The organism is Paractinoplanes hotanensis, from assembly GCF_023717965.1.
GTDB lineage: Bacteria > Actinomycetota > Actinomycetes > Mycobacteriales > Micromonosporaceae > Actinoplanes > Actinoplanes polyasparticus.
The window spans coordinates 155,142-168,304 of the sequence record NZ_JAMQOL010000034.1 but is presented as its reverse complement, the minus strand read 5'-3'; the positions used below and the strand labels follow the sequence as shown (position 1 = coordinate 168,304).

The following is a 13,163-nucleotide window of genomic DNA, read 5'->3' as shown; positions in this document are numbered from 1 at the left end:
CTTCCTCACGCTTGAAAGATCTGCCGGCGCGTGGCCGTCGCCTCGAACCGCTCCAGCCGTCGCTGCACCGGTTCGGGGTCGGCGTCACACATCGCCTGAAGAACCACCATCGCCATCGCCATCGGCCCCGTGTGCAGGTCGAACACCAGCCGCGTGCCGACCGCGGCGGGCAGCACGACATCCGCGTGCTCGGCGACCGGCGACACGGCCGAATCGGTGATCGCCACCACCGCGTACCCCATGCTCCTGGCCTCCCGGACCGCCTCCAGCGACTCACGCGGATAGCGCGGCAACACCAGCGCCAGCATCGCATCGGCGCCGGCCGCGCGGGCCTGATCGAGCCGGTCGAGCAGCGAGGTGCCACCCGTGTCGAGCACGCGCACATCCGGGTGGACCTTGCTGGCGAAATATCCGAAATACCCGGCGAGGGGCGCGGCCGACCGCAGCCCCAGCACCGTCAGCGGCCGGCTGGCCACCAGAAGTCCGGCCCCCCGCCGTACGTCCTCAAGTCGTTCCAGCTGCTGGCAGAGCCGCCCGAGGTTGTCCGCCTCGGCGGCGATCGCCCCCTGCATGGCGTTGTGCTCCCGGCCGCGCTCGCCGTCCGAGCCGTCGGTCAGCTCCCGCAGCACCCGCCGCAGAGCCGGATAACCCTCGTAGCCGAGAGCGATGGCGAACCGGGTGACCGACGGCTGACTGACCCCGGCCAGGTCGGCCACCTCGGCCGCGGAGAGGTAGGCGACCTTGCCCGCATGCTCCACGAGGCAGTGCGCGATGCGCCGCTGCGTGGGTGTCAACCGCGCCCCGGCGAACAGGTCGAGCACCCGCTCACCCGCCCTGACCCCTCCGTCATTCACCTACGCAGCTTATGCATGAAATCTTTCAGTGCGCTAGTGGTTGTGAAGACCCAGCGGATTGCTCCGATCGCATCCCGATCACATGGATCGCCGACGCCCTCTCCTCGCCGAGGCGCTCAGTCCGTGTCTACTGGACCCGTGACTAGAGGTTGGCGGTCCCCTCGCCCTACTGTGTACCGGTGACGTCCGAGGCCTCGCCCGATATGTACGGCCGGCATGTTCGCGCTCGAATGATCGATTTCTTCACACTTGAAGGACTGCCGTGGCCGCGTCGGTTGTGGGACTTCGGTTTGCTGCTAAGGCATCAACCTGAGATCCCTGACGACCTCTCCCAATCGCTGGCGGCCTGTACGACCAACAGGGAACGAGCGTCCGCGGTGGCCGCAGCGCTGTTGGCAGGGAGCACGTTGAATCTCGCAGACCGGTTCCGGCGTGACGCCGACATTGCGGCAGTGCACAGAATGCGCCGGGTCGTCACCCATCCCCGAGGAGAACTCGCCAACGCGGTCACAATCCTTCGGATCGCAATGAGGCGCCTCTACCGGACCCGCAACATCGTGCTGCACGGTGGTTCCACGCAGGGCGTGGCGCTGAAGGCCGCGCTGCGCATCGCCGCACCGTTAGTGGGCGCTGGGCTTGACCGGATCATTCACGCCACCCTTGTCGAGGGCCTTGACCCTCTCGATTTGGCTGCCCGAGCCGACGTCGGGCTGAAGCTCGTGGGGGGCGAAACTGGCCTGGGCGTAGTCGATCTGCTGGAGCCTCGCCGGTGACAGCCGAGGATAACGGCCGAAGCAAGAGGGCCCCGGCCAAATGGCGGGGGCCCTTGCAATGCTGTAGACAAGTCTACAGCATTCCAGGGAGCGCTAGCGGCTCGTGTAGCCACCGTCGATGGGCAGGCAGACGCCGGTGATCATGGCGGCGGCGTCGCTGAGCAGGAAGACGATGGGGGCGGCGATCTCGTCCTCGGTGGCGTACCGGCCCAGGGGCATCTGGCTGAGGAAGGGGCCCTGGATCTCGTCGCGGCCCCAGTAGGAGGCCGACATGGGGGTCATGACCACCGTCGGGTTGACGCTGTTGACGCGGATTCCGTGCTGGCCCAGCTCGTAGGCGGCCACGCGGGTGATCCCGTCCAGGCCGGCCTTCGAGGCGGCGTACGAGGCGTGCCCGTCCAGGGCGACCAGCGCGGCCTGGCTCGAGACGTTGACGATCGCGCCGCCCCGGCCGCCCGCGATCATGCTGCGGGCGGCGTACTTGGTGACCAGCAGGGCGCCCCGGGTGTTGACCGCCAGCACCTCGTCGAAGACGCCGAAGTCGACCTCGGTCAGGGGGCCCACCACGCCGCCGTACCCCGCGCAGTTGACGACCCCCTGCACCGCGACTCCGGTCAGGGCGTCGCGCACGCTGTCCTCGGCGGCCAGGTCGAACGCGAGTGGGCGGGCGCCGGTCTCGGCGGTGATCGCGGTGAGGCTCTCCGGGGTGGGACCGGCCGCGATGACGTCGGCGCCGTGCCGGGCCAGCAGCCGCACCGTGGCGGCGCCGATGCTGCCGGAGGCGCCGGTGACGAGGACGGTGCGGTCGGTGAAGTCGAACATCGGGTTCCCCACTGTCGGTGTGATCATCTCAGGACCATGCTTACTTGACCGCGCCCATCGACAGGCCCCGAACGAGCTTGTTCTGGGCGAGCCAGCCGGCGATGAGCACCGGCAGCGACACGATCGTCGCGGCCGCGCACAGGCGAGCCAGGAAGGCGCCCTCGGACGAGATGAAGCCGACCAGGAAGATGGGGGCGGTGCTGGCGTTGGTCGCGGTGAGGTTGAGGGCGAGGAAGAACTCGTTCCAGGCGAAGATGAAGCAGATCAGCGCGGTCGCGGCCAGGCCGGGGCTGACGATGGGCAGGATGATCTTGCGGATCGAGGTGAGCAGTCCGGCTCCGTCGACCTCGCCCGCCTCGAGCACCTCGCGCGGCACCTCGAGCAGGAACGAGCGCATCATCCAGATCGCCAGCGGCAGGTTCATGCTCGTGTAGAGAACGACCATCGTCCACACGTTGTCGAGCAGCCCGAGGTGCTTGACAACGAGATAGACCGGCAGGAAAGCGGCCACGACCGGCATCATCTTGGTGCTGATGAAGAAGAACAGCGAGTCGCTCCACTTGGCCACGGGGCGCAGCGACAGGGCGTACGCGGCCGGGGTGGCCAGCAGCACGACCAGCAGGGTCGAGAACACCGAGGCCATCAGGCTGTTCAGCAGGAACGGCATCATGTTGCGGTCGAACACCTGCGCGTACTGGTCCAGGGTCGGTTCGAACACCCAGGTCGGCGGGTTGGTCGCGGCCGCGTTCTCCTGCTTGAAGCTGGTGAGCACCATCCAGATGACCGGGAAGACGAACACGATCCCGGCCGCCCAGGCCACGATTCCCCAGACCGAGTTGACCAGCCGGCGTCGCCCCGGACGGCGCGGGGCGGCGGGCGGCACGACGGCGACCGGTTCGGCGGTGGCGGCGGTGCTCATCGGTTGGCCTCCATCTTGAACAGGCTCGAGATGACGCGCAGCGCGAACGTGGCGGCGATGATCGTCAGGATCACCACGATGACGCCGGCCGCGGAGGCCTCGCCGTACTCGAACTTGCGGAACATCGTCAGATAGATCTCGTACGGCAGGTTGGTCGTCGCCGTGCCCGGCCCGCCCTGCGTGATGGTGAAGACCGCGTCGAACGTGTTGACCAGGTAGATCGAGCCCAGCAGCGCGCCCAGCTCCAGGTACTGCCGCAGGTGCGGGATCGTCATCCGGGTGAAGATCTGCCAGGCGTTCGCCCCGTCGACCCGGGCCGCTTCGAGCACCTCCTCGGACTGTGACTGCAGCCCGGCCAGCAGGATCAGCATCATGAACGGCGTCCACTGCCAGACCAGCGTGGCGATGACCGCCGCCTTCGGATATGAGGACACCCAGTCGGTCGAGCCGCCGAAAAGACCGTTGATCAGGCCGTACGTCGGGTTGTAGATGGTGTGTTTCCACAGCAGCGCGGCCGCGATCGGCATCACCAGGAACGGCGTGATCAACAGCGTGCGTACGACGGACCGACCGACGAACTTGCGGTCGAGCAGCACGGCCAGCGCGAGCCCGAGGGCCAGCGAGAAGATCACCGCGCCGGCCGTCAGCAGCACCGTGTTGAGCAGGGCCGCTCGCAGCCGGGTGTCGGTCAGCACGGTCAGGTAGTTGTCGAAACCGACGAACTCCCGCTGCCCGGGCCGCAGCGCGTTCCAGCCCTGGGTGGAGAGATAGAGCGTGACCAGGAAGGGCAACTGGGTCACAACGATCGCGAAGATCAGGGCCGGCAGGAGGGGCGCCCGGCGGACCCAGCGTTCCTTGGCGCCCCGCTGCGGGGGCGGCGGCACGACGGGCGTGGAGGCCGGCCGGGTGGCAAGATCGGTCATGGTTCGGGGGGCCTTCCGGCTGAGGCGGGCGCGCCCGGCTGGGGGCGCGCCCGCACGGCGCTACTTGTACTTCTTCGCCACGTCCTCGGCGAGTTTCTGACCGGCATCGAGCGCCTGGTCGACCGTCTTCTGACCGGTGAGCGCGGCCGCGATCTCCTGCGACACCTTGGTGCCGAGGTCCTGGAACTCGGGGATGGCCACGAACTGGACGCCCGGGGCGGGCCGCTCCTGCAGGCCCGGGTTCACCGGGTCGGCGTTGGCGATCGAGTCGAGCGTGATGTCCGCGAACGCCTTGGCGGACTCCTTGTACTCCGGGATCGAGTACGTCGAGGTGCGCTTGCCGGCCGGGACGCGGGACCAGCCCAGTTCCTTGCCCACCAGCTGCTCGTACTCCTTGCTGGTGGCCCAGCTGATGAACTTCCAGGACTCGTCGGCCTTCTTGGTGGTCTTGGGCATCGCCCAGTCCCACGACCAGAGCCAGCCCGAGTAGTCGGTCTTGTTGACCGGGGCGTACGCGTAGCCGACCTTGCCCGCGACCTTGGAGGCGTTCGGGTCCTCGACCGTGCCGGCGGCCGACGTGGCGTCGTACCACATGGCCGACTTGCCCTGGCTGAAGATGTTCAGGCACTCGGTGAAGCCGGACTGCGCGACGCCGGGCTCGCCGTGCGCGCGGGCCAGGTCGACGTAGAACTTGGTGGCTTCCTTGAACTCGGGCGCGTTCAGCTTCGGCGTCCAGTCCTTCTCGAACCAGGTGCCGCCGTACGTGTTGACGATCGTGGTCAGCGAGGCGATGCCCTCGCCCCAGCCGGGCAGACCGCGCAGGCAGATGCCCGCGACGCCGTTGGCCTTGTCGTCGACCTTGGCGGCCAGGTCGGCCACCTGCTGCCAGGTCGGCTTCTCGGGCATGGTGAGGCCCTTGGCCTCGAACATCTCCTTGTTGTACATGAGCAGCGACGACTCGCCGTAGAACGGTGCGCCGTACATCTTGCCGTCCTCGCCGCTGGCCACGGTGACCATCGGCTTGAGCAGGTCGGCCTTGTCGTAGGCGCTGTCCGCGTCCATCTGCGTCGACAGCTCGTGCAGCCAGCCGTTCTTCGACCAGATCGGCACCTCGTAGGCGCCGATCGTCACCACGTCGTACTGGCCGCCCTGGTTGGCCACGTCCTGCGTGACTTTGTCGCGCAGTTCGTTCTCGGGCAGGATCGTGTACTTGACGGTGATGCCGGTCTGCTTGGTGAAGTTGTCGGCGGTCAGCTTCTGGATGTCCTCCATCTGCGGGTTGCCGACCATCAGCACCGTGATCTCTTTGGCGCCGCCCTCGCCGCTGCTGCTGTCGCCGGAGGTGCCGGCGCCGGAGCAGGCGGACAGGGCCAGGGCGCACGCCGCGACGGCGGCGAGCGTTATTCGTGATCTCCTCATGACATGACCTCCGTTAGGGACGCATGTACCAGCCGGGGAGGGCTCTCTCCGGTGGAAGGTTCGTGGGTCGCTGGAAAGGGGACGTTCAGCCGGCGGTGACGACGACCTTGACGTGACGGCCGCTGCTGGCGGCCGCGAACGCCTCGTCGATCTCGTCGAGCGGATAGCGGGCGGTGACGATCCGGGCCGGGTCGACGGCGCCGGCGGCCAGCAGGGCGATGGCCTGGTCGATGTCCTCGCGGGTGTAGGTGGCGCTGCCCTGAAGGCGCACCTGGAGGTCCTGGATCTGCGGGAGCGGCACGGTGACGGGCGCGGCCGGGACGCCGACGATCATCACGGTGCCGCCCTTGACGGCGATCGCGATCGCCTGGTCGACCGTGCTCTGCACGGCCACGCAGTCGAAGACCACGTCGGCGCTGGTGCCCAGGTCGTCGCGGATGTCGCGGACGAGGCCGGGGGCAGCGGCGTCGTGGACGGAGTCGGCCCCGAGTTCGAGCGCCAGTTCTCGCTTGTCGGGCGAGAGGTCGCTGACCGCGATGCGGCTCGCGCCGGCGTGCCGGGCGGCGGCCAGGGTGAGCAGGCCGATGGTGCCGGCGCCGAGGACGGCGACGGTCCGGCCGGTGAGGTCGGGCCCGGCCAGCCGAACGGCGTGCACGGGCGTGGACAGCGGTTCGATGAGCACCGCGTGCAGGTCGCTGAGCTCGTCCGGCACCGGCACGAGCCGGTCGGCCGGGACGGCGAAGCGGTCGGCCAGGCCGCCGAAGGCCGTCGTGCAGCCGAAGAACGCCATGGTCGCGCACAGGTTGTAGCGGCCGTCGAGGCAGTACTTGCAGTGTCCGCAGGACATGATCGGCTCGACCACGACCCGGCGGCCGTCGCTCTCGACGACGCCGACGATCTCGTGGCCGGGGGAGTAGGGCAGGGACACGAACGGGTGCCGCCCGTGAACGGCGTGGACGTCGGAGCCGCAGATGCCGACCATCCGCATGCGGACCACGGCCTCGCCCCGAGCCGGCGTGAGCGCCGCGGCGCGTCGCAGCTCGACGACTCCCGGAGCGGTGACGACGGCCTGACGGTTGACGGTGCCGGTCATCAGTGTGCCCCCTTCCTGAGCAGTCCGTTAACTCGTTTGAAACGCACAGTAGGTCATGTCATCGGTGTTTGTCACCGGTGTCATGGACGAAAAGTTCGTCAGTATGTCATCGGTGTCATGGCAGCCGGAGCGGCCCACGGCGAAGCGCTCCCGGCGGGGTCACCCCGGGAGGATTCGGGCTGCTGTCAGGGCCGGGCGGTCCGGCAGGACTCGCGCTCGACCAGCGTCACGTCGAGGATGGTGGTGCGCCGCAGCCGGCGCTTCGGGTGGTCGACCCGTTCGAACACGCGGGTCGCGGCGGACCGGCCGATCTGATCCGGGTCCTGGTCGATCACGGTCAGGGCGGGGCGCAGGACGTCGGCCATCGGGAAGTCGCCAAAACCGACGACCGCCAGCTCGTCCCGGGGGATGGCGTGGACCAGCAGCATCGAGGTGCGCGCGTTGGACGAGAAGATCGCCGTCGGCGGGTCGGGCAGCGCCAGCAGCCGGGTCACCTCGGCCTCGACGGTGGCCCGGTCGTGCACGTACGCCGAAACCAGCTCGTCGTCGGGCTCGAGACCGGCCTCGCCGAGCGCGCGGCGGTAGCCGGCCAGACGGTTGACCTCGGTCGACAGGTGCATGATGTCGCCGACGTAGGCGATCCGCCGGTGCCCGTGGCCGATCAGGTGGCTGGTGCCCAGATGGCCGCCGGCCTCGTCGTTGTCGGCGAACGTGTCGGCCGACAGGCTGATCGGCGCGCGGTCGACGAACACCACGGGAGTGCTGTCTTTCCACCGCTTCAGCCACGAGTGGTCGGTGCCGACCGGTGCCACGATCAGCCCGGCCAGCCGCCGGCTCAGCAACGACTCGAGGATGTCGCGTTCGCGCCCCGGGTCGTCGCCGAGGTTGGTCAACAGGGTGGCCACGCCCCGGTCGCGGGCGACGCCGTCGACCGCCCGGGCGATGGCCGCGAAGAAGGGGTCGACGATGTCGGGCACGGCGACGCCGATGGCCGACGTCTTGCCGGAGCGGAACGTCGTGGCCAGCACGTTGGGCACGTAGTTCAGTTCCTGCATGATGCGTTCCACGTGGGAACGGGTCTCGGGCAGCACGTGCGGGTCGTCGTTGAATACCCGGGAGACCGTTTTCGCGCTCACCCCGGCGCGTGCGGCTACGTCCCGCATCGTCGCCATGGCCACCTCCGCGTCGTTTCCTGTGGGCGCCGCCGCAGCATATCGGACCTGCCGGGACGTCCGGACCCACCTCGTTCAGCGGTGTCCGTCGACCACCCCAGCTAGTTCGTGCAGCCGCGGCAGGGCCCGCTTGGTCAGGTAGTCCTTCCGCAGATCGGCCGAGACCGAGAGGCTGTCCTTCCACAGCGAGCGGCCGGCCATGGCCCCGCCGGCGCCGTTGGCCATCGCGGTGCCGACCTGCCCCAGGAACGTCTCGTGGTCGACCCCGGCCGACAACACGGCCCACGGCACGCCGTCGGCGGCGGCGGTGACCGCGGCGCAGCCTTCGGCCGATCCCGGGTACTGCAACTTCAGCACCTTGGCTCCGCACTCGACGGCCAGCCGCGCGCCCTCGGCCACCAGACCCGGGAACGCGTCCGCGTACTGCTCCTCGGTCTCGTCCTCGAGCCGGTAGGTGAGCAGCTCGACGATCAGCAGCACCCCCTCCTCGGTGCAGGCCCGGATCAGCTCGCGCATCTCGGCGGCGACGCGCGAGTCCGCCCCCTGCTTGTCGGGGCGCACGTACCAGAGCATCTTCGCGGCGTCGCCGCCCAGCTCGCGTACGCGGCGAGCGGTCACGCCCGGCACGAACCGGGTGTAGCGCAGCCCGTCGACGGTCTCGAAGCCGGACGCGTCCATGCCGACCACCAGCGAGGTGCCCCGGATCAGGACGCCGTCGTCGACCACGGCCGGCAGCGCGACCTCCGGGTCGAGCAGGATGGCGGGGGCGTTGTTGGCCAGGTAGCGCACCAGGTCGGCCTTGGCCGCGGCCAGTTCGGCGGCGCTGATCGAGTCCGGCCCGCCCGGGGCGTCGTTCATGGCGGCCTTCATGCCGTTGCGCTGGTCGGCGGCGACGATCAGCATCCGGCCGCCGGGGGTGGAGATCGCGGACAGGCCGCGTCGTTCGATGGTGGTCAGGGCATTCACGGTGCGGTTCCAATCTTTGGAGGGGTCGTGCTGAGCAGACGGAGGGCGGACCGGGTGGCCCCGTAAGCGGTTTCCTGGTCGCGGGCCGAGGCCGTCACCGACGGCAGGACGCGGGCACGGGCCCGCCGCACAGCCGCCATGCCGGCCCAGCCGCCGGTCAGGGTGGCCGTGACAGCCGGCGGCAATTCCCGGTCCATGGCCTCGATCAGCAGGGAGATCTCGTCGTTGCTGTGCCGCAGCACCGCGCCGAAGACCTCGGCCGGACTGACGCCGTCGGTGCGGACGGTCAGGTGCAGGACGCCGTCGTCGTTGCGGGCCCCGGACACCTCGATGGCGTCGCCGGGCAGCAGTCCCTCGTACGGCAGAGCCATGACGGCGCCGTCGAGGTCGTCGCGGCCCCGCCGGTCGTGGATGCCGGCCGTCTGGAGCACCCGGCGCAGCAGCAGGCCGGTCTTGACCCCGGCCACCAGCACGTGTTTGCCCGGCACGACGTGGCGGACCTCATTGATCAGATGGTCGGCCAGCCGGCGCCGCGCCGCGTAGCCGAGCGGGGCGTCGATGACCCGCAGCAGCACCTCGGCCGTGCCCATGGAGACGTGGTAGTGGTCGGCCGGCAGCCCGCCGGTGGCCTCGGCCGCGACCAGGTGGTCGTGCCCGGCCACGGTCAGCAGCGCTCCGGCCATCGCGTCCGGAACCGTGCCCGCGCGGGCCTCGCCGAACGGGCTGCCCGCGTCGACCAGCGGGGGCAGGAACGCCTCGTCGAGGCCCAGGGCGTCGAGCATCTGCGGCCACGGATGCCCGGTGTCCTGGTCGAGCAGTCCGGTCCGCGAGGTCAGCGAGAGTTCGAGGGCGGTGCGGCCGCCCAGCGCGGCCGCGACGAACTCCGGCAGGTTGAGCCAGCGCCGGCCGGTCAGGCTGACTCCCTGGTCGCGCAGCCAGGCCAGCTTGGCCACGCTGACCTGGGCGCCGAGCGGCAGCCCGGTGCGGCCGGCGAACTCGTGGCGGATCCCGGGTGGGAGGGCCGCGGCCTGTTCGGCGCCGCGCGGGTCGAACCACGCCATCCCGGGAGCGACCGCGGCGCCGCCGGCGTCGATCACCATGCCCGTCTCGGCCATGCCGGCGATCGCGACGGCGGCGATCGGCGCCGGGCAGACCTTGGCGGCCTCGTGGGTGGCCGCGCCGATCAGCGACCACACGGCGTCGAGCAGCGCTTCGGCGGTCATCTCGGTGCTGCCGCCGGGACCGGAGCGCCACGGCGTCGGCACCTGTGCGGCGCCGATCTCGGTGCCCGCCTCGTCGGTGACGAGCATCTTCAGGCTCGTGCTGCCCAGGTCCAGACCGGCGACCAGGCGTGACGGGGCACCAACAGGGTCTGCCACAGGGGGTCTCCCAACCGCCGGAGTTCTCGTCATGTCACCGGTGTCGCGAGAAGCCATGACACCGGTAACATGCGCATCATGATGTGGCGCTCCTCGCAGGCTTGTCAACCGGCCGAAGCTCTCGTCGTGGCCGTCGCCGGCATCGCCGGCAGCGGCAAGTCGACGCTCGGCCGAGCCCTGGCGACGACGCTCGGCGCGCCGCTGCTGGACCTCGATTCGCTGACGAATCCGCTGCTCGACAGCCTTCCCACGGAGGCGCTCGGCGGGCACTGGCTGGCCTCGCCGCACAGCGAAGCCATCCGCGAGGGTCGCTACTCCGTCCTGCGCGCGGTGGCCCGTGACGTCGTCGCCACCGCGGGCCGGGCCGTCCTGGTCGCCCCGTTCACCGCCGAGCTGCGGGGTGGCGAAGCCTGGGACCGTCTGCGCGACGCTGCCGGCGACGCCGACCTGTGCATGGTTCACATCGACGGCGACGCGGACCTGTTCGCCGCCCGCCGGGCCGAACGGTCCGAGAGCCGGGACAGACACCGGAAGCCGCAGCCGCCGGCGCCGCCGCCGGCTGCGCCCGTCGTGGCCGTCGACGGTGAGCTCAGCACCGGGCAGCAACTCCTGCGGATCCTGACCGTGCTGGGGCACCGGGCCGCCGCCGAGCCGTCCGAGGCTCTGCTCCGGCGGACGTTCGACGCCGTCCTGTTCGACCTCGACGGCACGCTCATCGATTCCACCGCCTCGGTCCTGCGGTCATGGCGGCGGCTGGCGGCCGAGACCGGCATCCCGCCCGGCGCGGTCGCCGCCCACCACGGCCGGCCCGCCCGCGACCTGCTCGCGATGCTGCTGCCGCCTCGCAAGGCCGCAGCCGGGCTGGCCCGGATCACCGAGCTCGAGGTGGCCGACGCGGTGACGGTGCAGTCCACGCCGGGCGCGCTCGCCCTGTTCACGAGCCTGTCCGAGACGCGGCGGGCCATCGTGACCTCCGGGTCGGCTCAGCTGGCGGCGGCCCGCATCCGCGCGGCCGGCCTCCCGGTGCCGTCGGTCATGGTGACGGCCGACGACGTACGCCGCGGCAAGCCGGACCCCGAGCCGTTCGAGCTGGCCGCCCAGCGCCTGGGCGTCGACCCCCGCCGGTGCTTGGCCGTGGAGGACGCGGTGGCCGGGATCCGGTCGGCCCGGGCGGCGGGATGCGCGGTCATCGCCGTGACCGGCACGTCGGCGGCGCACGAGCTGAGCGAGGCCGACCTGGTGGTCGACGGCCTCGACCGGATCCGGCTCGACCAGGGCAAGGGCACGCTCCGGCTGTCGGTGTCGTGATAGCGGGGTCGCGGCGGTGCCGAATCCTCGGTTGACTGTTCCTCGTGGACAAACAAGCAGTGGTGATCGGGGCCGGAATGGCCGGGCTGACCGCCGCTCGGGTGCTGAGCGAACGGTACGACCAGGTGACCGTCCTCGACCGGGACACGCTGCCCGGCGAGCCGGTGCCCAGGCGCGGCGTGCCGCAGGGGAACCATCCGCACATCCTGCTGGCGTCGGGCCTGCGGGAGCTGGACGCGCGCTTCCCGGGCTTCGAGGCCGAGCTGATCGCCGCCGGCGGCACGAAGTTCGACTCCGGTACGGGCTTGTGCGCCTATCGCCTCGGCCGGCGCTGGCCGCCGGCGCCCACCGGGGTCGCGCTGGTGGCGGCCACCCGACCCCTCATCGAAGGGCTACTGCGGGACAGGGTGACGAAGCTGCCCGGCGTGACCCTCCGCGACCACGTGGCGGTGTCGGGGCTGGCCGGTTCCGCGGCCGGCGTGACTGGTGTCGTCCTCGACAGCGGGGAGACCATCGGCGCCGGTCTGGTCGTCGATTGCACCGGGCGCGGAGCACGGTCCGACCGGTGGCTCACCGCGCTCGGACTGCCCACCCCGGCCCAGGTCGAGGTCAAGGTCGGGGTGGCGTACGCGTCCCGGCTCTATCGCCGCCGTCCGGGTGACCTGCCGGATTGGGAGGCCGTCTTCACCCTGCCCACCGCGCCCCACGAGCGGGTGGACGGCCTGGCCCTCCCCGTCGAGGGCGGCCGTTGGCTGGTGGGGATCGGCGGCTGGCATTTCCCGGAGGTGCCGGCCGACGCCGAGGCCTTCGAGCAGTTCGCCCGCGACCTGCCGGACCCGCTGCTGGGCGAGCTGATCGGTCGCGCCGAACCGCTGAGCGACGTCATGGTGGCGAAGTTCCCGTCGTCCCGCCGACGGCTGTTCGAGAAGCTGGCGGAGCCGCCGTCGGGCTATGTCGCGCTCGGTGACGCCATCTGCAGCTTCAACCCGATCTATGGACAAGGCATGAGCTGTGCCGCCTTCTCGGCCCGGGCGCTCGGGGCCGCGCTCGACAAGCATTCCGGTACGGCCATGGCCCGCGACTACTACGCCGCGGTCGCCGGCATCCTGGAGACGCCGTGGCAGTTCGCGGTGGGCGGCGACTTCGCCTATCCGCAGACGACCGGGCCGCGCCCGCGCGGCATCAAGCTGCGCAACTGGTATTCGCGTCAGATCGCGTACGCGTCGCAGATCGACTCCGGCGTCAACCGCGCGTTCTCCCGCGTACAGCACCTGATCGACCCGCCATCGACGTTGATGAAGCCTGCATTCGTGTTGCGCGTGCTGCGGAAAGCGAGGGAACGTCAGCGGCGTGGGTGACTACCACTTCGGGGCGCTGGAACGCGAATGGCGGCCGGCATCACCGCCGTCGAACTGGAAGAGCTCGCGCCGGCCGCCGTCGGCTTCCGCCCAACCCGGGTGATCGTCCGTCCGCCCCACCTCGTCGACGTGCTGACCTCCTCGGAGCGATTCGGGTGTGGCAGTGTGCGGTGAGCC

At 70.6% G+C, this 13,163-nt stretch carries 13 protein-coding genes; 4 read left to right on the top strand and 9 right to left on the bottom strand.

The annotated features are described in order from the left end of the window. Window positions 1-5: 5 nt before the first annotated feature. A complete protein-coding gene (locus LXN57_RS24685; RefSeq protein WP_251800550.1) occupies window positions 6-854 on the bottom strand; it encodes a MurR/RpiR family transcriptional regulator in 849 nt (282 codons plus the stop codon). Between the two features lie 179 nt (window positions 855-1,033). Here LXN57_RS24685 and LXN57_RS24680 point away from each other — a divergent pair, with 179 nt between their 5' ends. Beyond that, window positions 1,034-1,627, top strand: a complete 594-nt coding sequence (locus tag LXN57_RS24680; protein ID WP_251800549.1) for a hypothetical protein — start codon at window positions 1,034-1,036, stop codon at window positions 1,625-1,627. Window positions 1,628-1,720: 93 nt separating this feature from the next. On the opposite strand, the gene LXN57_RS24675 is transcribed toward LXN57_RS24680, so the two are convergent. The 8 genes from LXN57_RS24675 to LXN57_RS24640 all read right to left on the bottom strand — a co-directional run bounded on the left by LXN57_RS24675 (window position 1,721) and on the right by LXN57_RS24640 (window position 10,320). Next, window positions 1,721-2,476, bottom strand: coding sequence for an SDR family oxidoreductase (locus tag LXN57_RS24675; protein ID WP_251800548.1), 756 nt, complete (start codon window positions 2,474-2,476; stop codon window positions 1,721-1,723). A 13-nt stretch (window positions 2,477-2,489) separates the two neighbouring features. Continuing rightward, window positions 2,490-3,368 (bottom strand): carbohydrate ABC transporter permease, encoded by an 879-nt coding sequence (locus LXN57_RS24670; protein ID WP_251800547.1) that lies wholly within the window; start codon window positions 3,366-3,368, stop codon window positions 2,490-2,492. Continuing rightward, window positions 3,365-4,291 carry a carbohydrate ABC transporter permease gene (locus LXN57_RS24665; RefSeq protein WP_251800546.1) on the bottom strand — a complete coding sequence of 309 codons (927 nt, stop codon included), beginning with the start codon at window positions 4,289-4,291 and terminating at the stop codon, window positions 3,365-3,367. Before LXN57_RS24665 ends, LXN57_RS24670 begins: the two co-directional genes overlap by 4 nt. A 60-nt stretch (window positions 4,292-4,351) precedes the next feature. Beyond that, complete coding sequence (locus tag LXN57_RS24660; RefSeq protein ID WP_251800545.1) at window positions 4,352-5,710, bottom strand: ABC transporter substrate-binding protein; 1,359 nt, start codon at window positions 5,708-5,710, stop codon at window positions 4,352-4,354. Between the two features lie 85 nt (window positions 5,711-5,795). Beyond that, window positions 5,796-6,803, bottom strand: coding sequence for a zinc-dependent alcohol dehydrogenase (locus LXN57_RS24655; protein WP_251800544.1), 1,008 nt, complete (start codon window positions 6,801-6,803; stop codon window positions 5,796-5,798). 185 nt (window positions 6,804-6,988) lie between these two features. Further along, window positions 6,989-7,975, bottom strand: a complete 987-nt coding sequence (locus tag LXN57_RS24650; RefSeq protein WP_251800543.1) for a LacI family DNA-binding transcriptional regulator — start codon at window positions 7,973-7,975, stop codon at window positions 6,989-6,991. Window positions 7,976-8,050: 75 nt separating this feature from the next. Beyond that, entirely contained in the window at window positions 8,051-8,941 is an 891-nt protein-coding gene (locus LXN57_RS24645; RefSeq protein ID WP_251800542.1) for a tagatose-bisphosphate aldolase, read from the bottom strand. Continuing rightward, complete coding sequence (locus LXN57_RS24640) at window positions 8,938-10,320, bottom strand: FGGY family carbohydrate kinase (protein WP_251800541.1); 1,383 nt, start codon at window positions 10,318-10,320, stop codon at window positions 8,938-8,940. The genes LXN57_RS24645 and LXN57_RS24640 overlap by 4 nt, the downstream gene beginning before the upstream one ends. Before the next feature lie 78 nt (window positions 10,321-10,398). Here LXN57_RS24640 and LXN57_RS24635 point away from each other — a divergent pair, with 78 nt between their 5' ends. The 3 genes from LXN57_RS24635 to LXN57_RS24625 are packed head-to-tail and all read left to right on the top strand — an operon-like array spanning window position 10,399 to window position 13,160. Beyond that, on the top strand, window positions 10,399-11,628 hold the full coding sequence (locus tag LXN57_RS24635; protein ID WP_251800540.1) for an HAD-IA family hydrolase: 1,230 nt from the start codon (window positions 10,399-10,401) through the stop codon (window positions 11,626-11,628). 44 nt (window positions 11,629-11,672) lie between these two features. Continuing rightward, window positions 11,673-12,986, top strand: a complete 1,314-nt coding sequence (locus tag LXN57_RS24630) for an FAD-dependent oxidoreductase (protein WP_251800539.1) — start codon at window positions 11,673-11,675, stop codon at window positions 12,984-12,986. 27 nt (window positions 12,987-13,013) lie between these two features. Beyond that, window positions 13,014-13,160 (top strand): hypothetical protein, encoded by a 147-nt coding sequence (locus LXN57_RS24625; RefSeq protein ID WP_251800538.1) that lies wholly within the window; start codon window positions 13,014-13,016, stop codon window positions 13,158-13,160. The last annotated feature ends 3 nt before the right edge of the window (window positions 13,161-13,163 follow it).

Excerpts from the sequence above, each read along its gene's own strand:
- LXN57_RS24650 (WP_251800543.1), bottom strand. The coding sequence starts at position 7,975 with ATGGCGACGATGCGGGACGTAGCCGCACGCGCCGGGGTGAGCGCGAAA.
- LXN57_RS24625 (WP_251800538.1), top strand. The coding sequence starts at position 13,014 with ATGGCGGCCGGCATCACCGCCGTCGAACTGGAAGAGCTCGCGCCGGCC.
- LXN57_RS24665 (WP_251800546.1), bottom strand. The coding sequence starts at position 4,291 with ATGACCGATCTTGCCACCCGGCCGGCCTCCACGCCCGTCGTGCCGCCG.
- LXN57_RS24670 (WP_251800547.1), bottom strand. The coding sequence starts at position 3,368 with ATGAGCACCGCCGCCACCGCCGAACCGGTCGCCGTCGTGCCGCCCGCC.
- LXN57_RS24660 (WP_251800545.1), bottom strand. The coding sequence starts at position 5,710 with ATGAGGAGATCACGAATAACGCTCGCCGCCGTCGCGGCGTGCGCCCTG.
- LXN57_RS24655 (WP_251800544.1), bottom strand. The coding sequence starts at position 6,803 with ATGACCGGCACCGTCAACCGTCAGGCCGTCGTCACCGCTCCGGGAGTC.
- LXN57_RS24635 (WP_251800540.1), top strand. The coding sequence starts at position 10,399 with ATGATGTGGCGCTCCTCGCAGGCTTGTCAACCGGCCGAAGCTCTCGTC.
- LXN57_RS24675 (WP_251800548.1), bottom strand. The coding sequence starts at position 2,476 with ATGATCACACCGACAGTGGGGAACCCGATGTTCGACTTCACCGACCGC.